The sequence below is a fragment of the Methanocaldococcus indicus genome (assembly GCF_049554935.1).
Lineage (GTDB): Archaea > AGJL01 > Methanococci > Methanococcales > Methanocaldococcaceae > Methanocaldococcus > Methanocaldococcus indicus.
This window is the reverse complement of sequence record NZ_CP186926.1, coordinates 778,059-802,623: the sequence shown is the minus strand read 5'-3', so window position 1 is coordinate 802,623 and position 24,565 is coordinate 778,059. Positions and strand designations below refer to the sequence as shown.

The following is a 24,565-nucleotide window of genomic DNA, read 5'->3' as shown; positions in this document are numbered from 1 at the left end:
TAAATATAAAATTAACATTTTTCTTTTAAATATTCTAAGATATTTCTTCTAACTTCCCCTATAGTATATCCCATTTTTAAATTTAAATTATCTTTTTTGTTTAAAATTTCAACAAGATGAGCTACTCTTGGTAATCTTAAATGTGCTTTTCTTAAACTTTCTACATCTTCAAAAACTTCTTTTACTGTTCCTTCCTTTAAAATTTGTCCATTATACATTACATAAACTCTATCTGCATAAACAGGAACTAAATCAACATCATGAGTAGATATAATAATTGTTTTTCCTTGTTTATTTAATTCATACAAAAGTTTCATTATTTGAGATGCTCCCAAAGGGTCTAAACCTGCTGTTGGTTCATCTAATACAATTATATCTGGTTCCATAGCCAATATTCCAGCTATAGCTACTCTTTTCTTCTGCCCTCCACTTAGATGATGTGGCGGTTTATCCTCAAAACCTTCCATACCTACAGCTTTTAAAGCTTCTTTAACTCTCCTTTCAACTTCCTCTTTTGATAAACCTAAATTTAATGGTCCAAAAGCAACATCTTCCAAAACTGTTGGAGCAAATATTTGGTCATCAGGATTTTGAAAAACTAAACCAACAGTTTTTCTAACTTTTATTAAACCTTCTTTATTATATTTTATTGGTTTCCCTTTAATCAATACTTCTCCTTTTGTTGGTTTTAAAATTCCATTAAAGTGTAAAAATAAAGTTGATTTTCCAGCTCCATTAGGTCCAAGAAGAGCCACCATCTCTCCTTCTTTAACTTTAAAGTTTATCCCTTTTAAAACATGGGTTCCATCTGGATAAATATAATGTAAATCTCTTGTCTCTAAAATATAGCTCATAATAACACCAAAAAAAAATTTATATTATAATATTTTCATATACTTAGTTAAATAGCTTAGAATAATCATAAATATTCCAAATAAAATAACTAACAAAGTATATGCTAATTTTGGATTTTCTATTTTTGTTAATGATTTCAGTTCTCCATCATAACATCTTGAAATCATGGCAATATATGCTTTTTCTCCTTTTTCAAATGTTCTTATAAATAAATTAACTGCCAACATTCCTAAGGATTTGTATGAGGTTTTTAAATTTACATAGCCCAATCTTGTTTCTTGAGCTTGTTGCATTCTTATTAATTCATCTAATAAAACAAAAATATACCTATACATCATCATGGTTATTTCTACTATAATACTTGGTAATTTTAAATCTCTTAATACATACATTAATTCAGTCATTGGTGTAGTTAAAGCTAAAAATAATGTGGATGTAACTCCACCAAGCATCCTACTAAAAACTAACAACCCTAACTCTAACCCTTCTTTTTTGAAACCAATTGTAATATTAAATATTTCAAAGCTTATTATTGAAGTATTTCCATACCAAAATCCCATAAATACTAAATTAAATAAACCAAAACCAATAACAGGGGTTAATAAAGTCAAATAAATTTTTTTTGGAACTTCTGCTTTAAATAGAGTCAAATATATCATAATTAATGATATTAAAAGAGGAACTATAGCTGACTTAGAAAGAACAGCAACAAATAAAGATACAGTAGCAAATAAAACTTTTAGCTTAGGATTTACATTTTTTAGTTTATTGTTAAAAGAGATGTAATCAACAGATAACATCTTATATTCCCCCAAAAAAATAAAAAAATCTATTGAGAGTATTGAGACTTAGCTCTAAAGTATCCTATATAGTAACCAATAATTATAGCTCCTATAGCAGCTTGTAAAGCAAACAATAGACTTTCTATTTCTCCACTTGGAGGTTCCCAAATTGGCTCAAACCATGGATGGTAGTTAGGGTCTACTTTTTCTATAACTCCTTCAGCTGCATCATCTGCTCCTCCAAATTCAGCATTTGGTTTTAATATTAGTGGAAGGACCATTAATATTGCTACAATTCCTAAGAGAATTAAATGTTTGGCTTCCAATATATCACCTAATTTTTTAGTGTGTTGTTGGTGTTATATGTGAAACTTCACTTTCATCAATAACTCCCAACTTCAATAATAAGTCTGGTCTTAATTTCTTCAAGTAGTCCCAGATTATCATTGTTAATATACCTTCAGCTATAGCTAATGGGATTTGAGTAACTGCAAATACTGTTGCAAATGCCATAAATGTATTTACTGGATTGTCTCCTGGAAATGCTAATGTTAATTGAATAGATGTTGTAACATAAGTAGCCCAATCTGCAAACATAGCAGCTAAACCAACAGCATAAGTAGAATTTATTTTTCCTTTTAAAGCTTTGTATAATGCCCAACCAACAATTGGTCCAACAATACCCATAGAAACACAATTAGCTCCTAAAGTTGTAATCCCTCCATGAGCTAACAGTAAAGCTTGGAATAACAATGTAATAGCTGCTAAAATTGATGTAACAGCAGGACCAAATAACACTGCACCTAAACCATTACCACATGGGTGAGAACAACTTCCAGTAACAGATGGCATTTTTAATGAACTTAATATAAACATATAAGCCCCTGCAATAGCAACAAGAGGCTTAACTTCTGGCATTTTACTAAATAACTTCTTTAACTTTATTATTCCATAAATCCAAAATGGGATAGCTACTAAATACCAAAATACACACCACATTATTGGAAGATATCCTTCCATTATATGCATACAATCACCTATTAAATATATTAATTAAACAAAACTTGATATGTCTAAATTAAAATTAATTTAATATATAAATTTAACTGATTTTTATTATTGCTAAAATAATATTTAGTTGTAATAAAATTTATTATTGATTGAGTTAGATAATATTAAAAAATAGTAATAAAATAGTTAAATATTAGTTGGAAGTAATACAATTGGGGAGTTATATGAAAATTGGAGTTAGTAAGATGTATGAAGATATTTTAAGAACTATCGGAGCTAATTATAAGGTTGTTAATCCTTACAATGAAAAAGTTGATTGTGATATAATAATTATTTCAAAAGGATATAGAGAAAAAGTAAAAAAGTTAAATCCTAATGCTAAAATTATAGAAATAAAATCTTCTACTTTTAAAGATTTAATTTCATCCCTTGAAGAATTAAAAAAATTAAAAATTGGAGATAACAGGAAAATAAATTCTTTTATAAATTATATTAAAAAAAGAGAACAAATAATAAAGAATAAATTAAAATATAAAAATGTTAAAGTTAATCCAATAGGGAGTATGATTAAAAAAGTGGTTATAGATTTAGGATTAGAGATAGATAATGAAGGAATTTTATTAGCTCCTGATTATTTGGGTGGTGAAATAAAAACACATAGATATGATTTATCAACATTGGAGAGAATAGAAGATAGATATATTCAAATAATAAATATAATTAATTCAAAGTATTTCCATTAATATTTTTGGGATGTCTGTTATATTCTCTGCTACATGAGCACCTGCTTCTTTTAAAGCTTTTATTTTACTTTCTGCTGTCCCTTTTCCTCTTTCTATTATAGCCCCTGCATGTCCCATTCTTTTTCCTTCTGGTGCAGATTTTCCTGCTATAAATCCTACAACTGGCTTTTTTAGATTTTTGATTATTTTTGCTGCCTCTTCTTCTAAACTACCCCCTATCTCTCCAACCATTACAATAGCTTTGGTATCTTCATCTTCATTAAACATCTTTAAAATCTCTTTAAATCCTAAACCAATTATAGGGTCTCCTCCAATTCCTACACATGTTGATACTCCTAAGTTGTTATTTTTTAGTTGATTGGCTATCTCATAAGTTAATGTTCCACTTCTTGAAACTATTCCTATATTACCCTCTTTTAAGACTTCCATTGGTATAATTCCTAACTTTCCAACCTTTGGAGAAGCAATTCCAGGAGTATTAGGTCCAATAATATTAACCCCTAACTCTTCAGCATAGTTTATAAATTCCATACTGTCATGTATAGGAATTCCTTCAGTTATTACAACAACTAAATCTAAATACTCCATAGCTTCAAAAACTGCATCTTTTGCAAAAGGAGCAGGAACAAAAATAACTGATGCATTTGCATCTGTCTCTTTCACAGCTTCTCTAACTGTATTATACACTTTAACTCCATGAACCTCTTTTCCACCTTTTCCAGGAGTAACTCCACCAACAATTTTAGTTCCTGCCTCTAACATCTTCTTTGTATGGAAACTTCCCTGTCTTCCAGTTATTCCCTGAACAATAGCCCTTGTGTTTTCATCTAATAGTATCATATTTCCACCAAAAAAAAGATTTAATCAACAAAATTTTTAATAATTCTGTAAGGAATTATTGACAATATACCAAATACAATATATATGTTTATACCATAAAATTCCATAACTATTAAGTGAGCTAATAATACTAAAATAGAAACTATTCCTATCCCTAATCCAATAATTGAAGCAGTAAAAATATATGAAAGAGCTTTTATATCCTCATTCTTAGCTTTTTTAAATCCTAATAAATAAACTATTCCAATAGCTAATAATGATATTCCTCCAAATACATCCCCACAAAATAAAGGAATTCTTATATTTCCAAAAAATATATTATACAGTCCAACTAAAACCTCAATACTTCCTAAGATTATAGATAGGCATCCAAATATTAAAGAGAGTGTGATTAATTTATTTTTTATCTGTTTTATGTCCATAAATAGACCCTCAAAATATTATATTTCCAATTATTGATATTAATAAGGCAACTATATAAGCCAAAATCATTTCATAGACAACTGTAAATATAACCCACTTCCAACCAAGCTCTTGTTTTATAGCTGTTAGTGTTGCTACACATGGAACATATATTAAAGTAAATGCCATAAAGGCAAATGCAGATACAGGAGTAAATGCATGGGAAATAATAGAGGTTAATTTTTCTTCACCTACTCCATAAAGAATTGCTAAACTTCCAACAACTAACTCCTTAGCTATGAATCCAAATATCAATGAAGAGCAAGCTCTCCAATCCCAACCCATAGGAGAAAATAAAGGAGATAGAATTTTACCAATTAATGCAACATAAGATTTAGATATTAAATCTGGATTTTTTAAGGCATCTACTCCTAAATATCCAGAAGGTCCATATACAGATAGGAACCAAACTAATACTACACCAAAGACAATAATAGTCCCAGCTTTTTTTAGGAAGTCATAAACCCTCTCCCAAGTATTTTTTAAAACAATATGTAAATGTGGTATTTGATACTGAGGAAGCTCTATGATTAAGTAAGATGGAGATGTTTTAAATATAAACTTTCTAAACAATAAAGATAAAGTTAAAGCTAAGATTAATCCTAAAAGATACATAGATAAGATAACAATTCCCTGATATTCTGTAAATAAAGCTCCTGCAAAGAGTGCATATATTGGCAATCTTGCAGAACAAGACATTAAAGGATTTATAATTATTGTTATTATTCTATCATACTTATCTTCAATAGTTCTTGTGGCTAATATTGCTGGAACATTACAACCAAATCCCATAACTAATGGTATAACTGCCTTTCCAGGTAGTCCAAATTTGTTCATGATTCTATCAGCAATAAATGGAATTCTTGCCATAAATCCACTTTCTTCTAAAAATGATAGTGCAAAGAACAAAAATAGTAATATAGGAAAGAATACTAAAACAGTTCCAACTCCTGAAATAATTCCATCTGCCAATAATGAAGCTAAAAATTCATTTGGGAGAGTAGTTTTTATTAACTCAGATAAATATGAAAAAATATAATTAATTATATCTGAAAAAGGTGCTGATACATCAAATGTAAATTTAAATAACATCCATAAAAGAGGAATTAGCATCAAAATTCCTACTTTTTCATCTGTAAAGACATCATCAAGCATCTGTGAAAAAGTTATTTTTTTAACTTTTCTTTTAACTGATTTATTGACTATCTCATCTATTATTTTGTATCTCTCTTCAACTAAGAGATACTCTAAATCTCCATATTTCTTTTTGATATCATCTAACACTTTTTTTATATCATCCCACACATTGCTTTTTTTTACAATTTCATTAATATATTTGTCTCCTTCAATTAATTTTATTGCCAAGTATCTTAAATTATATTTTTTTAAATTTTTGTCCTTCTCTAAAATAGATGTTATCTTTTTTATATATGGCTCTAAATTTTTATATTTAATTTTAGATTTCTTTTTATTTTTAACAGCTTCATAAATCTCTTTTTTTAATTTATCAATTCCTTTTTTCTTTGTAGCAGATATTGGAACTACTTTAACTCCTAACAACTCTTCCAACTTTTTAATATCAATATCTATCCCTAACTTTTCAGCTAAATCAACTTTATTTAAAGCAATTAATAAATTAGGCTCCATCTCCATAAGTTGTAGAGTTAAGTATAAATTTCTCTCTAATGCAGTTGCATCTACAATATTTACAACTAAATCAGGATTCTCATAAAATATATAATCTCTTGCTACTATCTCATCAATAGAGTTGGCTGTTAAACTATACACACCTGGCAAATCTACTACTTTAAACTTTTCTCCATTGTATGTAAAATATCCTTCCTTCTTTTCAACTGTAACTCCTGGCCAATTCCCAATATATACATTTTCACCAGTTAAAATATTAAACAATGTAGATTTACCAACATTAGGATTTCCTATTAAAGCTATTTCATACATATCCTATCCCTTATCTACCAATATTTTCATAGCTAATCCTCTTCCAATAGCAATATTACAACCTCTTGCATTCACTATAATAGGACCACTTTGATTTCTTACAACTCTAATTCTACTACCTACATTTAACCCCATACTTGATAGCTTATGTATAGCCCCATATCCAGCATTAATTTTTTTTATAATAACTTCTTCTCCCTCTTTTGCAAATGCTAATGGATACATATAACCACAACTTTTAAATATGGTTAAAAAATTTAATTATAGTTAAAAAATTTTATCATATAAAAAGCTTTTGGAGATTATGATGTCTGAGAGTATTGAGGATTATTTAGAAAAGATATATATTTTTATAAAGAAAAATAAAAGACCTATAAAAACAACAGAATTAGCCAATTTATTAAATATAAAACCTTCTGCTGTTACAAATATGGCTAAAAAGCTACAGAAATTAGGTTATGTTAATTATGAGCCATATGTTGGTATAACTCTGACATATAAAGGTGAAGAAAAAGCTAAAAAAATATATGATAAGCATAGAACAATAAAAATATTTTTAGTAGAAATTTTAGGAGTAGATGAAAGAAAAGCTTCAGATGAGGCTTGTAAGTTAGAACATGCACTATCTGATGAGACATTGGAGAGATTAAAAATATTTATTAAAAATTTTAAAAAAAGATTATTATAATTTATACTTTAAATGAATCAGCATATTTAGCCAATCTATTTACTTCTTCTCTGACTTTGTCTGTAGCTTTACTAATCTCTTCAATAATAGCATTTAATTCTTCAGTTGAGGCAGTTAGTTCTTCAGCGGTAGCGGCGAACTCTTCAGATATAGAAGCGACATCTTGCACATCTCTTAAAGCGGCTTGAATACTCTCAGCAGCTTTTTCAGCCGCTGATTTTATCTCTTCCATCTTTTGATTTACTAAATCAACACTCTCCTTAATTTTCATAAATGCATTATTAACTTCATCAATTGCGACAACTCCTTTATCAACCTCTTCTTTTCCAGCTAACCCTAAATCAATTGTTTTATTAATTTTCTCTTGTATTTCACTTATAGTTTTGTTAATGTCATCAACAGACTTACCAATCTCTTCAGCTAAACCTTTAATTTCACTTGCAACAACAGCAAACCCTCTTCCAGCATCTCCTGCTCTTGCCGCTTCAATAGATGCGTTTAATGCTAATAATCCTGTTTGTTCGGCAATATCTTTAATTAGAGCGGTTATCTCATTAATTTTTTGGCTTTCTCTACCTAACTCTTCTAAAGCTCTACCTAACTCATCTATAACGTTTGCAATTCTTTGCATTGTTTCAATTGCGTGCTCAACCTTTTCAACTCCTAAATTTGTAGAATCTTCTACTACTCTAACAGCATCAACTCCACTGACTGCGGAGTCATAAACACCTCTTGTTATATTTGTAACATCCTCTAACTCTTGACTTATATCTTGTAGTTTTGTTGATTGGTCTGTTGCCGCTGTCGCTACTTGTTGTGTTGCATCTGCTACTTGGTCAGAAACTTCTTTTACTCTAATAATTTCATCAGCAACTTTATTAGCATCTTCATTTATTTTTTTGATACTTTCTTTTAAAACCTTGATTAATTCAGATAATTTATCTAATGCTTTGTTTATATCTTTAAATACTTCCTCAGTTTCAGGTAATCTTTTTGATAAATTACCATTTGCAATTTCTTCCATTATTTCAGTTATTTGTTTTAGAATGTTTTCAATTTTCTCTTCTTGTTTTTTAATCTTTTCTAAATCTTCTTTCATATTGTTTAAGATTTTTAAAACATTTTTATAAATATCTCCAATCTCATCGTTACCAAATCCATTATTGTCTAAATCAATAAACTCCCTATTAGAAAGTTTTTCAGTAATTTCTTTTAATTTTTCTAATGGTTTTATTATTGTATTATTAACAATAAATAATCCAATAATTCCAATTATTATTCCTAATATTGCAAATAGTGTTGTTATGTGGTCTATAAATGCTATTTTATCTTCATATAAATCTTGATATAGCATAACAGCTTTGTTCATCTCTACTAATAGTGGAATATTATTGTCTTTAATATATTCCAAAGCTTTTTTAAATTCTGGAGAGTTTGGATTTTTTGTTAAGATAATTTTTATATTTTGGTAAAATGGGTCCCACATTGATTTAACTTTTAAGAGTTGTTCTTTTACTTCTGGAGGAGCTGGAGGAATACCTTTCTCAGGATTTCCATTTATTAAATCATTTAATACAGTATCAAAGGTTTTGGCTGTTTCATTTAAATCTTTTTTGTATTCAGTATATCCAGCAGCAATCATAAATGCATCTTTAGACATTTTTTGAATTAACATTCTTTGTTTTCCAGCTATATTTATTATATAACCATCATGCTTAATACTATTATGAACATAAACAGTAACAGCAGCAGAACCAATTAACATTAATACAAGTATGGAAAAGATAGCCAAAAGTCTCTTTTTTATAGAGATGTTCATTAAAAATTTCATTACAACATCCCCTCACCACGTTTTTTTGTATAATTTCTAATAATTTATGTTTAAAATAGTATATATTTCTTTTGTGTAGGTAAAATTTAGAAAAGAGTTTAATTGGAAGATAATAACATATAAGAGTAGTTTAATACTGAGCTTTTTCAACTCCAAGATACTTTAAAACTAACTTATAGTATCTTAATGAATCTTCATCTATCAACTCTCCTTTAAATAGTCCTTTACAGTTCTCTAAAAACCATTTGTCATAAGTTATTACTAACTCATTGTTTTTAAATTGTATTGAGTATGGCCTAAATCTACATATTATAGGTCTAACTTTGTATATTGAACAACCATTATCTTTAAAAAATACACATTTTCCATTTACTTTTTTAATTTCTCCTCTCTTACCATTGAAGTATCTACAATATTTTTTAATGAAATCTTTAAAGCTAATGTTTAGATATCCTGCTATATTTTGGATATCTTTTTTTGTAACTGTTGGAGGAGAGATACAACACTTTCCACATCTCACACATCTAAATCCATATCCAAGCTCTAACTTCATAACTATCTATCCTCAATAGCTATGCTAACAGATACACCATCTTTTTTAATCTTTTTTAATAAAAGCTTTCCTTTATTTTTTGAGAGCTTTTCAACTCCTAATAAAGCAGAGGCTTCACTAACAGAAAAAGCTCCTGTATTTTTATAAACAAAATCATTTTTATTTAAGTTGTATTTACCTACTATATTGTTAAGCTCATTATTGTCAAAAAACAATATTTCTTTATTTAACTTATTAATAGCATTAATAAGTCCTAATTCATCTCTTTTTATAGATATTGATGAGAATGCATCAACTCTCCAACTCTCTAAATTTCTCAAAAAAAGAGCTTTTTTTATAAGCCAATATACTTTATGCTCTTTAATGTTTTTCCTACAACCTACACCAACAACTATTTTTAAAGGATTCAATTTTATATAATTATCAACTAAAACATAGTTTTTATTGTGGTATTCAATAATGTAGCCATCAATCTTTTTTATTCTCCAATAATGAGGAATTTTTATATTTACATCTTCAAAAAGTATTTTTTTGTTTATTTTTAGTATATCTTCTCTTTTAGGCTTTTCTAAGTATAGAATATTGGTAAGTTCATCTAAACCTACTTTGTTATGAGTATCTGTTGCAGTTGTAAAAATAACTTTCCCATTTAAATAATTAGCTAACAGTTTAGCAAAATAATTTCCTCTACCTAAGTGGTTAGATAAAATAGGGATGAACTCCTTTTTTTCATTGGCAACTATAACAAAAGGGTCTGTAAATTTATCTTTCTTAATTTTATCAATATATTTCCTTATAACAATTCCAATAGCAGATATAAAAATAAATCCTTCTTCATTTCCCTCTATTTCAAACTCTTTTATATTAAATATTTCAGAAGGATAGTTAAAGAACTCTAAAATTTCTTTTATTTTTTTAGCTAAATTATCATCAACTATATAAATAATCTTTATCATAACTATTTACCATTAAAAATATATTTTGAGGAGTAGTTATGTTTGGAGGGCATAGTATGATTGAAACAATTGTATTGTTAGTTTTGGTTTTAGTTGTAGCTTATTTGATAATTAAATTTACATTTAAGATAATTAGACATTTAGCAATTAATACAATTGTAGGTATAATTTTAATATATATAATAAACTATTTAGGCATAGCACACATAAAATTAGATTTGATAAATTTATTGATTGTTGCAATTGGTGGAGTTGTTGGTGTAGCTATTTTATTGATTCTTTCATTTTTATAAATTTCTCTAAGATTTTTATTGCCTGGAATTTATCTAAAAACTCATTTAGATTTCCACATTTAGTAGAGTATATACATAAAGGACATCCATCTTTACATCTACATAATTTTAGATGATTATAACTCTTCTCCAACAACTTTTCAGATGTTTGGAATACTCTTTCAATTACTCCAATTCCTCCCTCATTACCATCATAAACAAAAATAGTTGGCTTATTTAGATATTCATATTGAGAGTAGCTGTATCCTCCAATTTCTCTACTATCAACAAAACACTCAGTAGGAATTAATTTTATAAATATATGTTCAACTGCATGAAGTCCATTACCTATATCTTTACTATCTATAAGTTTTTTGATATAGTATGAGATGTTTTCTATTTTCTTCTCATCCTTTATAAAAGATAATCTTTTTTTAATAGTTTCTAAAATATAGTGGGAAGTATATCCTCTATATCTTAAAAATAGCTCTTTTCTATCAATTTTATCATATAGTTCTTTTGCAATATCCTTATATTTTTCAGGAATTCTTTCCATAAAATAGTTGTATTCATAATTACACACTTCTTTAATCTCCTCTGGAAATACTAACCATATCCCCTCAGTTTCAAATTTTTTAATATATGGATTCTCATAGATAATATAGATATCAAAAGTTTCAAATAGTTTAAAAGGAATTTTATACTCTTCTAAAAAAGAAAGAAGCTTATCTAATGTATAAATTTCATAAATTGAGATATACACATTATTGTCATTTATATCAATATCTCTAATTTTTAATTTAAATAATTCTTCTTTAAAAGATTCAACATTATAATTAGTTAGATTAGCAACAACTATAAAATATGGATTTCCTTTCTCAATCTTAGCTTTTAAAAATCCTTTATTTTTTAGTTTGTTAAGATATTCATAATATTTATTTGTATCTCTCCCTCTAACAACAAATCCTTCATAAATCTCCTCTATTAATAACTTTCCAAAGCATATTTTTAAGTTATTTATTTCTTTCTCATCTTTCTTTTGAATTATTTTAACATCTTTTGTATATTTAGATTGATAATCAACATCTCCATCAAACTCTTCAACAAATACAAATTTTATATTGTTATATTCAAAATAATCAGAAATAATGTAGATTTTACCTCTTGAATAATAAGGATATCCTGGGAGAAGATATCTATAATAGTCATCCTTTGATAACTGCTCAATAATAATCTTTTCTTTTTTTAAGTTGTTGATATATTGGTTAAGAGCTTTTATATTATCAAAAGATTTTATTTTATTTTTAATATCCTCTCTATTCAAAATTAAATAATAAGTTTCTTCTCCAATAGTCCTTATGTTGTAATATTTTGGCTCAACAGATGAATAGAGTTCTTTATTTTCAATGTCAAATTTTATTTTATTTTCTTTTTGCAACTCTATAATAATTTTTTTCTCAAAAGAACTCAATTTTATTTTATCTATATTTACTCTTTTTAATTCATAAATTAAGTTGTGTATATGTCTCTTTGCAATAATTTCATTTTCTTTATTTATAGGAATATGCTCAATAATATTGTTTTTTATTTTTTCATAAAGTTCTTTGCTATTTTTTAAATAATATAAGTCTAATGCATCTTTTTTAAATACTATACAATTTAAAGCATCCCCCTTTCTTCCAGCTCTTCCAAATCTTTGGATTAAAGAAAATATCCCATCTGCTGGAATTCCATAATTGACAACTGATGAGACATCTCCAATATCTATTCCTAACTCTAATGCATTTGTTGATAACAAACATAAATATTTAGAATCATTAAAATGATTTTCTATCTCATTCCTTATATTCTTTGTTAGAGTTCCTTTATAAACAGTTATTAGCTCTCTAAATTTACTATTTCTGAACATCTTACTAATCTTTTCAGCTGTAATTCTACTATCAAAAAAGCAAATTGTTTTTATATTCTTATTAACTAACTTTTCAATAATTCCTTTTATTAGTTGTTTGCTATCATAATTCTTAGGTTGGAAAAGAACTAAATATTTATTATATGATGGAGAGCTATCTTTATCTATTAAAATAAAATCTTCTTCAAACATATCTTTACAAAACTTTGTAGGATTTCTTAATGTAGCAGATAAAGCTAAATATTTGAAATTATTATCATATTTTAATTTACATACATACTTTAATCTTTTTAATATATAATGAAAGTTAGTTCCTAAATAACCTCTATAACTGTGTAGCTCATCTACAACAACCAAGTCCAAATTTTTTAATAACCATGAATATTTATCATTGTATCTTAAAATCCTAAAATGTAGAGTGTCAGGAGTTGTAAAGATAACATGTGGTTTCTCAAAAACAATATTTTCCTTTTTTTCTCTACTAATATCTCCATGTAAAATCTCTATTTTTAGTTTTTTATTTGTTAATTCAAATAATTTATTTGATAAAGATTTAAACTTAAAAAATTGATTGTTAATTAATGCTCTTGTAGGAAATATTAGTAAGTATCTTCTTTCAGGATTTGATAAAAAACTATCTAATATATACATCTTAAAAATTTCACTTTTTCCACTACCTGTGGGGACACTGTCAAGTTAACGACTTCAACTAATTGTAGAACATCATGAAACTTTTAATCCAGCTAACAACTGTATCGAATTTGCTGTTATTAGGAAACCTATTATAAAATGCTTTAGTTCTTCGTTTGAGTAGTGAGAAAAAGCTTTCTACACAATTTCTCAGTCCGAATCTGACTCTTTCAAATTCTAAACCCAATCTTTGCAATGCCCACGGATACCATCTTCCACCATCGACCAAAATCTTCGGCTTATTAGAGCAAAATTTTAATATACTCTTAACGAATAATATAGTATCGAGGCAGTTTCTTGTTTCAGAAACATAAACTCCCAAGCACTCTTTCGATTCAACATCAATAGCAGACCATACGTAAATATTTTCATTTCCAATCTTTAGTTTGGTCTCATCGATTGCAATTGCGTATCTTTCCTTTCTTTTAGGTTCGTTTAAAACATCTTTAATCTTGTGATAATAAGTCCTAACCGACTCATGGCTTATACTTTCGAATTGGGAAAGAAACAAACTTACCTTCCTCAACGATAGTCCAAGATAATACAAAATCCCAGCTAAGATTTTAACTTCTATCGACTTCTTATTCCTTTTAAAAATCTTCTCCTCTTCGATTCTCTCCTTTAAGACTTCTATCGTGAGCTTCATATTTTATTATTTTTTATCAATTATTAATAAAAGCTTAACTTGACACTCTCACCTGTGGGAGTTGTAACAATAACATTCTTGTTGTTATATAGATTAGATAAAGCTTCAACCTGATGTAAATATAATTTATTATAAAGTTTATTAATTATGTCATTTCTAAATTCAAATTCATAAAATTCTGCTTCTCTACTTTTAGATAAAAGCTTAAAGTCAATAATATTTTTAGAATATTCTTCAAAAATTTTAGCTAACTCATTTTTATCTTTCATAATTTCATTCCAAAAATTCAATATCTATCTTTTTACTTAATAGTTCAATCAGATATTTAGCATAATATAATTTCTTTTTTTTAAATTTATCTGCAAAATCTATATCTTTATTGATATTTCTTGAATACTTACTTATCTTATCTCCAAAATCCATTCCACCCAATATAAGTTTTTTAGCACCTAAATGATATGAGATATAGCAAGCTCTATCTCCATCTGTAAAACCTCCAAAATAATAGAGATTTTCTAACTTTAAATTTGGGACTTGATGTGTAGGAACAACATTTTTCAATTTAGGAACAATTTTTTTTATTTTTTCTATATTGTCTCCATGTGCATGAACAAAAATAACACTACCTTTTTTATTACACTCTAAAAGAGCTTCTATATCTCCATCTAAATCAGACACAATAATATCAGGAACTTTTCCTATCTCCAACAATGCTCTACATGCACCATCTGCCACAACATTTGGATTTTTTATGCGATATCTATGTTTAAATATTGAAGGTCCTGCTCCTAATATATAGACATCTTTATCTTTAATAATTCTTTTAACTTTCTCCAAGCTAATAGTGTTCTTTAAATTCTCAACTAAATCATTTAAAATTTTAGCACTTTCAATATCTTTCTCAACACTAAAACCAAAATCTTCAACTATCTTATAGTATATATTCACATTATCACTTGGTATAGTATATTTTATTTAGTACTTTCATAGTTTATCTAATAATAGAACTATAATTATTATTTATAACTTATTTATAACTTTAAATTTTAAATATTATTTTTGTGAGAGGATGAAAAGAGAAACAGCATACAAAATATATCCAAATGAATTTTTAGAGAATCCAGTAGTGGATAATTATTTAATTTTAGAAGGTAAAAAGTTGAGAAGAGTCAGGATTTTGGGTAAGGTGTATAAAGAAAATGAAAAATTTTATTTAGAAGGGATAGAGTTAAGAAACTTCAATGATATGGAAAATAAAATTTATGATGTAATAGGAAAGCCAAGAGTTGAAGAGGACAAATTTTTGGAAGTAGAAATATATAAAGAAAGAGATGAAAATTGGATAGAATTGAGAGATTTAGAAATAAAAATAACAAGAAAATACTTAATAGAAAAAGCTGAAAACTTAGATAATGTGGAAATTTTAAAGCCAGAAGAGATAAAAGAGAAAATACTAAAACTAATATCAGATTTAGGAGAAGTTTCTTTTTTAGAATTGTCTGAGATGTTAAATATCCCAGATGAAGAGCTTGAAAAATACTTAAAGGAATTGTTAGAAGAAGGAGAAATTTTTGAAATTAATGGAGTTTATAAGCTGTTATAAAAGTTTTTAAATTTTTTTGGTGAAAAATATGAAATTTTTTAATAGGGAGAAAGAGATAAGAGAGATACTCTCAATAATAGAGAATGAACCAAATTTTATATATTTTATATATGGACCAATAAACTCTGGGAAGACGGCTTTAATAAATGAGATAATTAATAATAGGTTAGATAAGGATAAGTATGTTATTTTTTATTTTGATTTGAGGGAGATATTTATATCAAGATATGATGATTTCATAAGAATCTTGTTTAAAACATACACTCCGAAAAAATCTTTTTTTGACTGGTTAAAAAATCTTTTAAAACCATTAATTAAAGATAGCCCTGACTTTATAGATATTCCTTCCATTGCTTCAATAACATCTAATGTTTTAACAGGCATACCAATACCTAAAAATCTATTAAACCAATTATTAAAAGATAAAAATTCAGATGATGTTTTTAATTATCTAACTAAAATTTTTTTAGAAGTTAAAAAAGAAGGAAAGCAACCAATAATAATATTAGATGAATTGCAAAAAATAGGAGATTTAAAAATAAATGGATTTTTGATTTATGAACTATTTAATTATTTTATTTCCTTAACTAAGCATAAACACCTATGCCATGTTTTTTGTTTATCCTCTGATAGCTTGTTTATTGAGAAGGTTTATAATGAAGCTATGTTGGATGGTAGAGCCAAATATATCTTAGTAGATGATTTTGATAAAAAAACTGCTTTAAAATTTATAGATTTTCTATCTGAAGAGATTTTAAATAAAAAACTCTCTAATGATGAGAAAGAACTTATTTATTCTTATGTTGGTGGAAAGCCAATAGATATAGTTTATGTAATTCAAGAATTAAAAAATAAAGAATTAAAAGAAATTTTAGATTATTTACTTAAAGATGCTATTCAAAAACTAAAATACTTTTTAGAAGATGTTAAAGAAGAAAATGATGATGACTTTTATAAAAAAGTTGTTGATGCATTGAAAATATTTAAAGAGAATTATGAAGTTGAAGATACAAAAATACCTAAAAAAATTAGAGAATTTTTAATTAAAAAGAATATCCTTTTCTTAAATCCTATTGATGGAATCCTTAAACCTCAATCCTTCCTAATTTGGAACGCTATAAAAAGAATTTTGTAAATAATAAAATTTATAAGCTGTTATAACTATTTATTTTTTCTCTAAAGAATAAGAATAGAGTATAAAAATTAGGTTAAATTCTCAATTTTAGCAGCTGTTTTATTAGCTGCAGAAGTTAAAGTGTTAATAGTACCATTTGCACCTTTTCCAGCATTTTCAGCAGCTACTTTTACATTAGAAGCGTAGAAATATGCGGCTATAGCAGCAACAGCTACTGCTGCTGCTACTAAAATACCTATTTCCATAGATACTTGCCCTCTTTTTGATAATAATTTTTTTATGATTCTCATAACTATCACCATAGATAGAAAATTTTTTTACTTTACTATGTTAAACTATACAATCTATAAATATATATAACTTTCTGTTCTTTGTAAAGCAAAGAATATTGAAAAGGTCTTAATCATGGTCAATATATTTGCTTATGGAGAACTAACAAAAAAAGAAGTGTTAAAAAAATTAATAAATAGAATTCCTAAGATGATTAAAGGAAGAGTATATGGGTATAAAAGAATATTTTGTGAGGATATTGGTTATTATGGGGCTATAAAAGATAAAAATAGTTTTATTGAAGGAGTTATTTTATTAGATATTAATAATAATGAACTAAAAATAATTGATGATTTTGAAGATTTAAATATTTTTTATATTAGGGAAAGAACAACAGCTATAGGGGAGGATAACAAAAAATATCCAGTATATATTTATATAAGGTGTAACTATGAAAGTAGATGATATACTTGAATTAATAGATGATAGCTATAAAGATGAAGATATAAAATATAAATGCTTTGTTTATTTTGTATCATATTTTTTCTTAGGAATTGTATTTCTAATTCTTTTTATTTTACTTAAGTTTGAATATAAACTATTGATTTTCTTAGAACCAATAATTATACTTATATGTGGATTAATAATAATTAGACATAAAGAACTCTTTAAAAGAACTAAATGCTACTTTGAAAAAGTTTTAGAAAGTATTATATTTTATGGATTGATTGCTGTAACTCTCTTGTTTATTATAGCTTCATTTATTTCTCTAAAACTACTACCTATTATTATATCTATATTTTTTGGTTTCTTTTTGTGTATTGATGGAATACTATTTAACTCAAAGAAAAGGAAATTGTTAGGATTATTCTTAATGTTCCTGTCTATACCAATCTATATATTTAATAGTTATAATTATTTAATATTAAGTTTTGGATTTTTTGCTGTTTCAATTTCTTTCTTAATTGTGAAATTATGAAAATATTTAACTCTGAAATAAGAGTAAAAATTTTAGCTACTTTATATGGTAGGGAATTTTGTGAATTTAGCTATCTAAAAGAAAAACTTAACTTAACTGATGGAAATTTAGAACATCATTTAAAAATCTTAGAAAAAGTTAATTACATAGAAATTATAAAAATTATTCATAAAGGAAAATTAAAGTCAATAATTAAAATAACAGATAAAGGTAAAGAAAGTTTTAGAAATTATATAAATGAACTATTAAGGTTAAGTAAAGAAGGAGTAATAAAATAATTAGTGATAATATATGAAAAATATAATTAAATTATTAAAAGTTATTAGTTTAGCTTCTATTATTGGAATTGTTGGAGGAATAAGCTCTATTATTTTAACATTAATTATTCATAATTTTCCATATCATAACAATATATATTTAATTCCAGTTGTTTTCTTGTTATGTGGAGTTGTTGTTGATTTTTTTCCAATAATTAGAGGTTCTGGTATTAACTATGTTTTAAAAGCTTTAAATGAGAATGAAAAGCTATTCTGGTATTTTGGAGCTTTAAAGGTTTTTTTATCTGGTTTTATAATAGGAGTTGGTGGTAGTGCTGGAAAAGAAGGAACTTGTGTATTTGCAAGTGCTTGCTTTGCTGATAACTTTATATATAGAGGATTAAAATTAAAAAATAGAGACCTTGTAATCTTAACAGGAATCTCTGGAGGATTAGCAGGAGCTTTTGCTACCCCTCTTGGAGCTGCTATATTTTCATGTGAGTTAATAGAAAGAGAGGATTTTAGATATTTTGATGTATTTCCAGCTATAATAGCAAGTTTAGTTGGTTATATTGTTTATTATCTTATAACTCATAAAAGACATTTTTTAAATTATATCCCTATTTATAACTTAAAACCAGAAGATTTTATTTTCTTTGTTATTGGAGCTATATTACTCTCTTATGTTGGTACGTTATATATGTATGTATATAAAAATGTAAATAAATATTTTGAAAATATAAATATTCCTTGGACTTTAAAATTATTTATTGGAGGATGTATAGTTTCATTTATTGGATATATAGCTCCTCAATCCTTGGGAATGGGTTTAGAATTAATAAAAAATTTATTTATTATAAAATATGGATTATTATTTTTATTTATACTTTTGTTAGGTAAGATTTTTGCAACATCTTTTACAATAGGTTCAGGAGCTCCTGGAGGTTTAGTTTTTCCAGCTATGTGTATTGGAGCTATTGCAGGAGCTCTATATGGTGATATTTTGGGAGTAGAAAATATAGCTCCTTATGTAGTTTTAGGTATTGCTACTGTCTTATCCTCTACTACAAATACACCATTAGGAACATCTGTTTTATGCACAGAGATTTTTGGCTTTGATTTTTCTATTCCTGCTGGAATTGGAGCAGTTATTGGATACAAAATGACAAAAACTGAGACAATTTATGAGCATATTAGATTTTAATCTTCAACAGGATAACCTTTTTTCATCCAAGCTTCTAATCCACCTTCCATATTGACTACATCATATCCATGCTCTTTTAAAATTCTATATCCTGCTGGACTTGTAAATCCTTTTAGACAATAAACAATAATTTTTTTATCTTTTGGAATTTCATTTAATCTATCCTTTAATTCATTAATTGGAATATATAGTGAATTAGGAATTCTTCCAGTATATTTAACTTTTGGAACAACATTTAAAAAGACATAGTTAGGATTATTTAGTAGTTTATATGCTTCATCTACTGTTATTGATTTATAAGTTTTTATTTTCATTACATTGTCTCTTACAGATTGGGAAACTTTTTCTAATTCTACAATAACTTTCTCTATTTCATTTAAAGCTTTTCTTTCTTCTTCAGTTATAGCAGACAGTTCTTCAGCTGTTGCAGTAAATTCCTCTGCTATAGATGCAATATCTTGGATATCTCTAAGTGCTTTTTCCATATTAACTATTGTGTTATCAGCTGATTCTTTAATAGTTTTTATTTTTTCAAGAGTTTGAGATATACCTTCTTTAATTTCTAAGAAAGTTTTATTAACGTCATCAACAGCTACAACTCCTTTATCTACTTCCTGCTTACCTATTGTTCCTAAATTTACAGTTTTATCAACTTGAGCACTAATTTCTTCAATTATTTTATTTATGTTGTCAATTGACCTACTAATTTCCTCAGCTAAACCTTTAATTTCACTTGCAACAACTGCAAAACCTTTTCCTACTTCTCCTGCTCTTGCCGCTTCAATAGATGCATTTAGAGCTAATAGTCCTGTTTGTTTAGCAATATCTCTAATTAAGTTAGTGACTTCATTAATTTTTTTAGATTTTTCACCTAACTCTATAATAGCTTTACTTAAATCTTCAATAACAGAAGAGATTTTGTTCATTGCATCAACAGCATGCTCTACTTTCTTTAATCCTTCATCAGCTTTATTATTTACTTGAATTGCTAATTCTACACCTTCTTTTGATAACTTCTCTGTGTTTTTGGCTAAGTTACTTGTCTCCTCTACTTCTCTACTTATATCTTGTAGTTTTGAAGATTGGTCAGCTGCTGCATTTGCTACTTCTTGGGCTGAATCTGATATTTGTTCAATTGATTCTTTAGCTTTTTTAGTTTCTTTTCTTAATATTTCAATTTGTCTATTTAATTCAAGAACTTCCAGTCTAATGTTTTCAATGATTTTAGATACTCTCTCAATTGCTTTATTAAACATTTTTTGAAATTTGTTTCTTTTTCTATTTTCATTTAATCTAACTGAAAAATCACCTTCAGCAAGCTTCTCTAAAGCTTCTATAGCTTCTTTAATTGTTTGGGAAATTTCTTTACTCATTTCTTTTATTTTTTCTCTTTCTTTGTGGAATTCTTCAACTAAAATAATTAATTTTCTATAGATATTGTCAAATTCAGCAATAAGTTTTAAATCTTTGTCTATTTTATCTTCTTTTAGACATAAATCTAAAAACTCTTCAAGTTTTTTAATGTTGTATTTAATTATTTTACAAATTGAAAATGCTAAAATTGCCGAAAAAATTAATGATATAAATATAGAAATAAATGCATTTTTTAGAAATATAGCCAACAATCCATCTAAAATAAATAAGAATATGGCAATTGCAAATATGATGGGCATTAAATTTATTTTTTTCATACAATATCCCCACACATTAGATTTCTATATATTTTATACATTAATACTATTTTAACTACAATAAATTAACTTATATTATAAGATAAGTTATATAAAAATATCATTGGTAAAAGTATTTTAATGATACTTAAAATAAATTTTTTTAACTGATTTATATAAGATATTGAATATGTGTATTTAATTTTTAGATTGAGTAACATTTGGAGTAACATTTGAAGAGCATGTTACTTTAAATCTCTTACTTAATTCCTCAGCTTCTAAGGCTTTTTTTTCTAATTTACTAATAATCTCTCTAAATGTACTTATTGAAGCATTTAATTCTTCTGTAGAAGCGGTTAATTCTTCAGCGGTAGCGGCGAACTCTTCAGATATAGAAGCGACATCTTGCACATCTCTTAAAGCGGCTTGAATACTCTCAGCAGCTTTTTCAGCCGCTGATTTTATCTCTTCCATCTTTTGATTTACTAAATCAACACTCTCCTTAATTTTCATAAATGCATTATTAACTTCATCAATTGCGACAACTCCTTTATCAACCTCTTCCTTCCCTGCTAACCCTAAATCAATTGTTTTATTAATTTTCTCTTGTATTTCACTTATAGTTTTATTAATATCATCAACAGACTTACCAATCTCTTCAGCTAAACCTTTAATTTCACTTGCGACAACGGCGAAACCTCTTCCAGCATCTCCTGCTCTTGCCGCTTCAATAGATGCGTTTAATGCTAATAATCCTGTTTGTTCGGCAATATCTTTAATTAGAGCGGTTATCTCATTAATTTTTTGGCTTTCTCTACCTAACTCTTCTAAAGCTCTACCTAACTCATCTATAACGTTTGCAATTCTTTGCATTGTTTCAATTGCGTGCTCAACCTTTTCAACACCTAAGTTTGTAGAATCTTCTACTACTCTAACAGCATCAACTCCACTAACAGCAGAGTCATAAACACCTCTTGTTATATTTGTAACATCCTCTAACTCTTGACTTATATCTTGTAGTTTTGTTGATTGGTCTGTTGCTGCTGTAGCTACTTGTTGTGAAGCATCTGCTATCTGTTCAGAAGCTTCTTGTAGTCTTTCCACTTCTTTTCTTGCTTTTTCAATTTCTTCTTTTAAGAAAAATACAACACTTGTTAAACTGCAAATCATTTTAGCTAATTCATCTAAGGCCTGGTTAATTAATTTTTGAAGTTTGTTTCTTTTTCTATTTTCATTCATTCTGACAGTTAAATCTCCATTTACTATACCTTCCATAACTTGAGTTATTTCTTTAATTAATGATTTAACATCTTTTTGATACTCTTTTATTTTTTTATCTAATTCATATAGCTTTTTATGTAACTCTAAAAATCCTTTATAAATGTCTCCAATTTCATCATTACTAATTTTTATTTTTTCTTCATCAATCTCTATATTTCCATCTAAAATTTCTCTGCTAAATTTGCTTAAATTAACTATTGGAGCTATTAATGTTTTTTGTAAGTAAATCAACGAAATTATTCCAAAAATTATAAATAATATAATAAATATAATACCATAGTTCATCAAATTTGGTGCTGAACTTATAACTAAAATGGAGAATACTATCCCCAATACAATATACCCCACTATAACAGGTAGAATTTTCAACATAATTTTAGGTAATTTCACACTATCACCAATACATTTTTATATAATAAAGTTTTGTTATATAAAGTAGAATAGTTATTTAATTACTAAATCTAATTACCTATATAAAATTTATGAATTACTTAATAATTACACCAAAAAAATGATTTATATGAATATATTATATAATGGAGGTTTTTAGTTTGAGATATTCTAAGGAACATGCAATAAAGATAAGTAAAGAATTGTTTCCTCCTGAGAAATGTGAAAGATGTGGAAGATGTTGTATAATACATGCATATAAGACAGAAAAAGGGTTAGAATTAATTTATTGTGAGCATTTTGATAAAGAAAAAAAGTTATGTAAAGTTTATAATGAAAGGTTTAAATATGATTGTTTAACAGTTATAGAAGGAATATTAGCAAGAGTATTTCCAAAAGATTGTCCATTTGTTAGAGATTTAAAAAATTATGAAGAACCTCATTTTTATAAATATTTAAGAGATTAATGAGAAAAATGCTTTAAGTTAAATAAGTCAATATCTTTTTTTAGAGGTCTATTTTTCTCTTTAAAGAAATCTAATAATATTTTTCTTTCTTTTATTAATCCTACTGAATCTGCTCTACACTGCCCACAAGCTCTAAATTGTGGAATTATTTTCTCTGCTTCCTCTCTAATTTTCTTAATTTCTTCACATGTTGGTGGTCTTAAATGTTTCATTTTATAGAGTGGAATGAGAGGAATTATATTCTGTATATATGCATAATCTTTAACAGCTCTTGATATTTCTAAAATATGATTCATATTTATCTCTGGAATTAAAACAGTATTTACCTTTATAATAAGTCCTTCATCATAAGCCTTTTTTAAACCATCCAACTGATTTTTTATTAATATTTTTGCTCCTTCTTCTCCTTTATAAACTTTTTTGTTATAATAAACCCATTCAACAATATCTTTTAATATTTCTGGCTTAACTGCATTTATTGTAACTGTTACAGTTCTAACATTTAAATCTGCTAAGTCTTTGTAGTATTTTGATAATAATAAGCCATTAGTTGATAGACATTTTATTAAATCTGGAAACTTTTCATCAATAATTTTGAGAGTTTCAAAAGTTTCTTTATTAAATAAACTGTCTCCTGGTCCTGCAATACCAACTACTTTTATATTTGGAATTTCTTTTAAAATTCTATTTAAATATTCTTCTACCTCCTCTGGTTTTAATATCAACTCTGAAACTCCTGGTCTGTAATCTTTATCTTTAACACTCCTTATACAAAACTTACATGCAATATTACATCTTGGTGCTACTGGTAAATGCACTCTTCCAACTTTATCATGAACTTTTTCATTAAAACATGGATGGACTTTTGTTATATGAGAAAATCTTTCTTTTAAACTCCTCATCTTTTCACTCTCTTGACAATAACCTTAATAGCATTTGTAGGACATCTTCCAGCACAAAACTTGCAATTATGACAATATTCTGTGTTGTATGCATAGTATTTATTATTTCCATCTTTCTTCCAAATTAAAGGAGCTTTTGGGCACACATCATAACATCTCCCACATCCAATACACTTCTCTTTATCAACTATTATCTCAATAGCCATATTT

At 26.7% G+C, this 24,565-nt stretch carries 30 protein-coding genes; 10 read left to right on the top strand and 20 right to left on the bottom strand.

Going from position 1 to position 24,565, the window contains the following annotated elements; genetic code table 11:
• Nucleotides 1-11: 11 nt before the first annotated feature.
• Genes ACPB8Q_RS04515 through ACPB8Q_RS04500 form a run of 4 tightly spaced genes read right to left on the bottom strand, consistent with a single transcriptional unit; the run spans nucleotide 12 to nucleotide 2,666 of the window.
• Nucleotides 12-854 carry an ATP-binding cassette domain-containing protein gene (locus ACPB8Q_RS04515; protein WP_423792000.1) on the bottom strand — a complete coding sequence of 281 codons (843 nt, stop codon included), beginning with the start codon at nucleotides 852-854 and terminating at the stop codon, nucleotides 12-14.
• A 24-nt stretch (nucleotides 855-878) separates the two neighbouring features.
• Nucleotides 879-1,655: a CbiQ family ECF transporter T component gene (gene cbiQ / locus ACPB8Q_RS04510; RefSeq protein WP_423791999.1), complete on the bottom strand. Its 777-nt coding sequence runs from the start codon at nucleotides 1,653-1,655 to the stop codon at nucleotides 879-881.
• Between the two features lie 29 nt (nucleotides 1,656-1,684).
• Complete coding sequence (locus ACPB8Q_RS04505; RefSeq protein ID WP_423791998.1) at nucleotides 1,685-1,963, bottom strand: energy-coupling factor ABC transporter substrate-binding protein; 279 nt, start codon at nucleotides 1,961-1,963, stop codon at nucleotides 1,685-1,687.
• A gap of 16 nt (nucleotides 1,964-1,979) precedes the next feature.
• On the bottom strand, nucleotides 1,980-2,666 hold the full coding sequence (locus ACPB8Q_RS04500) for an energy-coupling factor ABC transporter permease (protein ID WP_423791997.1): 687 nt from the start codon (nucleotides 2,664-2,666) through the stop codon (nucleotides 1,980-1,982).
• A gap of 206 nt (nucleotides 2,667-2,872) precedes the next feature.
• Between ACPB8Q_RS04500 and ACPB8Q_RS04495 the strand changes: the two genes are divergently transcribed.
• Nucleotides 2,873-3,391 carry a hypothetical protein gene (locus ACPB8Q_RS04495; protein WP_423791996.1) on the top strand — a complete coding sequence of 173 codons (519 nt, stop codon included), beginning with the start codon at nucleotides 2,873-2,875 and terminating at the stop codon, nucleotides 3,389-3,391.
• On the opposite strand, the gene sucD is transcribed toward ACPB8Q_RS04495, so the two are convergent.
• From sucD to ACPB8Q_RS04475, 4 genes are read right to left on the bottom strand one after another with little or no spacing between them, the layout of a single operon-like run.
• Nucleotides 3,374-4,231 carry a succinate--CoA ligase subunit alpha gene (sucD, locus tag ACPB8Q_RS04490; RefSeq protein ID WP_423791995.1) on the bottom strand — a complete coding sequence of 286 codons (858 nt, stop codon included), beginning with the start codon at nucleotides 4,229-4,231 and terminating at the stop codon, nucleotides 3,374-3,376. The two genes, ACPB8Q_RS04495 and sucD, sit on opposite strands and share 18 nt — an antisense overlap.
• A gap of 20 nt (nucleotides 4,232-4,251) precedes the next feature.
• Nucleotides 4,252-4,653, bottom strand: coding sequence for a hypothetical protein (locus tag ACPB8Q_RS04485; protein ID WP_423791994.1), 402 nt, complete (start codon nucleotides 4,651-4,653; stop codon nucleotides 4,252-4,254).
• A gap of 10 nt (nucleotides 4,654-4,663) precedes the next feature.
• The gene (feoB, locus tag ACPB8Q_RS04480; RefSeq protein ID WP_423791993.1) at nucleotides 4,664-6,652 is read right to left on the bottom strand and encodes a ferrous iron transporter B; all 1,989 of its coding nucleotides are present in this window, start codon (nucleotides 6,650-6,652) and stop codon (nucleotides 4,664-4,666) included.
• Nucleotides 6,653-6,655: 3 nt separating this feature from the next.
• A complete protein-coding gene (locus tag ACPB8Q_RS04475; RefSeq protein WP_423791992.1) occupies nucleotides 6,656-6,877 on the bottom strand; it encodes a FeoA family protein in 222 nt (73 codons plus the stop codon).
• Nucleotides 6,878-6,959: 82 nt separating this feature from the next.
• On the opposite strand from ACPB8Q_RS04475, the gene ACPB8Q_RS04470 reads away from it, so the two are divergent.
• Nucleotides 6,960-7,340 (top strand): metal-dependent transcriptional regulator, encoded by a 381-nt coding sequence (locus ACPB8Q_RS04470; RefSeq protein WP_423793409.1) that lies wholly within the window; start codon nucleotides 6,960-6,962, stop codon nucleotides 7,338-7,340.
• 1 nt (nucleotide 7,341) lies between these two features.
• Here ACPB8Q_RS04470 and ACPB8Q_RS04465 read toward each other — a convergent pair whose 3' ends face one another.
• The 3 genes from ACPB8Q_RS04465 to ACPB8Q_RS04455 form a co-directional block, all read right to left on the bottom strand.
• Entirely contained in the window at nucleotides 7,342-9,171 is a 1,830-nt protein-coding gene (locus ACPB8Q_RS04465; RefSeq protein WP_423791991.1) for a methyl-accepting chemotaxis protein, read from the bottom strand.
• 130 nt (nucleotides 9,172-9,301) lie between these two features.
• Nucleotides 9,302-9,724, bottom strand: a complete 423-nt coding sequence (locus ACPB8Q_RS04460) for a YkgJ family cysteine cluster protein (RefSeq protein ID WP_423791990.1) — start codon at nucleotides 9,722-9,724, stop codon at nucleotides 9,302-9,304.
• A 2-nt stretch (nucleotides 9,725-9,726) separates the two neighbouring features.
• Nucleotides 9,727-10,680: a cobalamin biosynthesis protein gene (locus tag ACPB8Q_RS04455; RefSeq protein ID WP_423791989.1), complete on the bottom strand. Its 954-nt coding sequence runs from the start codon at nucleotides 10,678-10,680 to the stop codon at nucleotides 9,727-9,729.
• Nucleotides 10,681-10,718: 38 nt separating this feature from the next.
• On the opposite strand from ACPB8Q_RS04455, the gene ACPB8Q_RS04450 reads away from it, so the two are divergent.
• A complete protein-coding gene (locus tag ACPB8Q_RS04450) occupies nucleotides 10,719-10,973 on the top strand; it encodes a pro-sigmaK processing inhibitor BofA family protein (protein ID WP_423791988.1) in 255 nt (84 codons plus the stop codon).
• On the opposite strand, the gene ACPB8Q_RS04445 is transcribed toward ACPB8Q_RS04450, so the two are convergent.
• Genes ACPB8Q_RS04445 through ACPB8Q_RS04430 form a run of 4 tightly spaced genes read right to left on the bottom strand, consistent with a single transcriptional unit; the run spans nucleotide 10,945 to nucleotide 15,145 of the window.
• Entirely contained in the window at nucleotides 10,945-13,512 is a 2,568-nt protein-coding gene (locus ACPB8Q_RS04445) for a DEAD/DEAH box helicase (RefSeq protein ID WP_423791987.1), read from the bottom strand. The two genes, ACPB8Q_RS04450 and ACPB8Q_RS04445, sit on opposite strands and share 29 nt — an antisense overlap.
• A 58-nt stretch (nucleotides 13,513-13,570) precedes the next feature.
• A complete protein-coding gene (locus ACPB8Q_RS04440; RefSeq protein WP_423791986.1) occupies nucleotides 13,571-14,197 on the bottom strand; it encodes an IS6 family transposase in 627 nt (208 codons plus the stop codon).
• A gap of 23 nt (nucleotides 14,198-14,220) precedes the next feature.
• A complete protein-coding gene (locus ACPB8Q_RS04435; RefSeq protein ID WP_423791985.1) occupies nucleotides 14,221-14,466 on the bottom strand; it encodes a hypothetical protein in 246 nt (81 codons plus the stop codon).
• 4 nt (nucleotides 14,467-14,470) lie between these two features.
• On the bottom strand, nucleotides 14,471-15,145 hold the full coding sequence (locus ACPB8Q_RS04430; RefSeq protein WP_423791984.1) for a 6-hydroxymethylpterin diphosphokinase MptE-like protein: 675 nt from the start codon (nucleotides 15,143-15,145) through the stop codon (nucleotides 14,471-14,473).
• A 121-nt stretch (nucleotides 15,146-15,266) separates the two neighbouring features.
• Between ACPB8Q_RS04430 and ACPB8Q_RS04425 the strand changes: the two genes are divergently transcribed.
• The gene (locus tag ACPB8Q_RS04425; RefSeq protein ID WP_423791983.1) at nucleotides 15,267-15,800 is read left to right on the top strand and encodes a winged helix-turn-helix domain-containing protein; all 534 of its coding nucleotides are present in this window, start codon (nucleotides 15,267-15,269) and stop codon (nucleotides 15,798-15,800) included.
• A gap of 28 nt (nucleotides 15,801-15,828) precedes the next feature.
• Nucleotides 15,829-16,935, top strand: a complete 1,107-nt coding sequence (locus ACPB8Q_RS04420) for an ATP-binding protein (protein WP_423791982.1) — start codon at nucleotides 15,829-15,831, stop codon at nucleotides 16,933-16,935.
• 68 nt (nucleotides 16,936-17,003) lie between these two features.
• On the opposite strand, the gene ACPB8Q_RS04415 is transcribed toward ACPB8Q_RS04420, so the two are convergent.
• A complete protein-coding gene (locus tag ACPB8Q_RS04415) occupies nucleotides 17,004-17,225 on the bottom strand; it encodes a class III signal peptide-containing protein (protein ID WP_423791981.1) in 222 nt (73 codons plus the stop codon).
• Nucleotides 17,226-17,340: 115 nt separating this feature from the next.
• On the opposite strand from ACPB8Q_RS04415, the gene ACPB8Q_RS04410 reads away from it, so the two are divergent.
• Genes ACPB8Q_RS04410 through ACPB8Q_RS04395 form a run of 4 tightly spaced genes read left to right on the top strand, consistent with a single transcriptional unit; the run spans nucleotide 17,341 to nucleotide 19,645 of the window.
• On the top strand, nucleotides 17,341-17,670 hold the full coding sequence (locus tag ACPB8Q_RS04410) for a gamma-glutamylcyclotransferase family protein (protein WP_423791980.1): 330 nt from the start codon (nucleotides 17,341-17,343) through the stop codon (nucleotides 17,668-17,670).
• Nucleotides 17,657-18,184: a hypothetical protein gene (locus ACPB8Q_RS04405; protein WP_423791979.1), complete on the top strand. Its 528-nt coding sequence runs from the start codon at nucleotides 17,657-17,659 to the stop codon at nucleotides 18,182-18,184. The genes ACPB8Q_RS04410 and ACPB8Q_RS04405 overlap by 14 nt, the downstream gene beginning before the upstream one ends.
• On the top strand, nucleotides 18,181-18,462 hold the full coding sequence (locus tag ACPB8Q_RS04400; protein WP_423791978.1) for a transcriptional regulator: 282 nt from the start codon (nucleotides 18,181-18,183) through the stop codon (nucleotides 18,460-18,462). Before ACPB8Q_RS04405 ends, ACPB8Q_RS04400 begins: the two co-directional genes overlap by 4 nt.
• A gap of 13 nt (nucleotides 18,463-18,475) precedes the next feature.
• On the top strand, nucleotides 18,476-19,645 hold the full coding sequence (locus ACPB8Q_RS04395; RefSeq protein WP_423791977.1) for a chloride channel protein: 1,170 nt from the start codon (nucleotides 18,476-18,478) through the stop codon (nucleotides 19,643-19,645).
• On the opposite strand, the gene ACPB8Q_RS04390 is transcribed toward ACPB8Q_RS04395, so the two are convergent.
• A complete protein-coding gene (locus ACPB8Q_RS04390) occupies nucleotides 19,642-21,336 on the bottom strand; it encodes a methyl-accepting chemotaxis protein (protein WP_423791976.1) in 1,695 nt (564 codons plus the stop codon). The two genes, ACPB8Q_RS04395 and ACPB8Q_RS04390, sit on opposite strands and share 4 nt — an antisense overlap.
• A 177-nt stretch (nucleotides 21,337-21,513) precedes the next feature.
• A complete protein-coding gene (locus tag ACPB8Q_RS04385) occupies nucleotides 21,514-22,986 on the bottom strand; it encodes a methyl-accepting chemotaxis protein (RefSeq protein WP_423791975.1) in 1,473 nt (490 codons plus the stop codon).
• A gap of 146 nt (nucleotides 22,987-23,132) precedes the next feature.
• On the opposite strand from ACPB8Q_RS04385, the gene ACPB8Q_RS04380 reads away from it, so the two are divergent.
• Complete coding sequence (locus ACPB8Q_RS04380) at nucleotides 23,133-23,453, top strand: YcgN family cysteine cluster protein (protein ID WP_423791974.1); 321 nt, start codon at nucleotides 23,133-23,135, stop codon at nucleotides 23,451-23,453.
• Here the strand turns inward: ACPB8Q_RS04380 and ACPB8Q_RS04375 are convergent.
• Together ACPB8Q_RS04375 and ACPB8Q_RS04370 are read right to left on the bottom strand one after the other, a co-directional pair.
• Nucleotides 23,450-24,355, bottom strand: a complete 906-nt coding sequence (locus ACPB8Q_RS04375) for a radical SAM protein (protein ID WP_423791973.1) — start codon at nucleotides 24,353-24,355, stop codon at nucleotides 23,450-23,452. The two genes, ACPB8Q_RS04380 and ACPB8Q_RS04375, sit on opposite strands and share 4 nt — an antisense overlap.
• Nucleotides 24,352-24,561 (bottom strand): 4Fe-4S dicluster domain-containing protein, encoded by a 210-nt coding sequence (locus ACPB8Q_RS04370; protein ID WP_423791972.1) that lies wholly within the window; start codon nucleotides 24,559-24,561, stop codon nucleotides 24,352-24,354. Before ACPB8Q_RS04370 ends, ACPB8Q_RS04375 begins: the two co-directional genes overlap by 4 nt.
• Nucleotides 24,562-24,565: the final 4 nt, after the last annotated feature.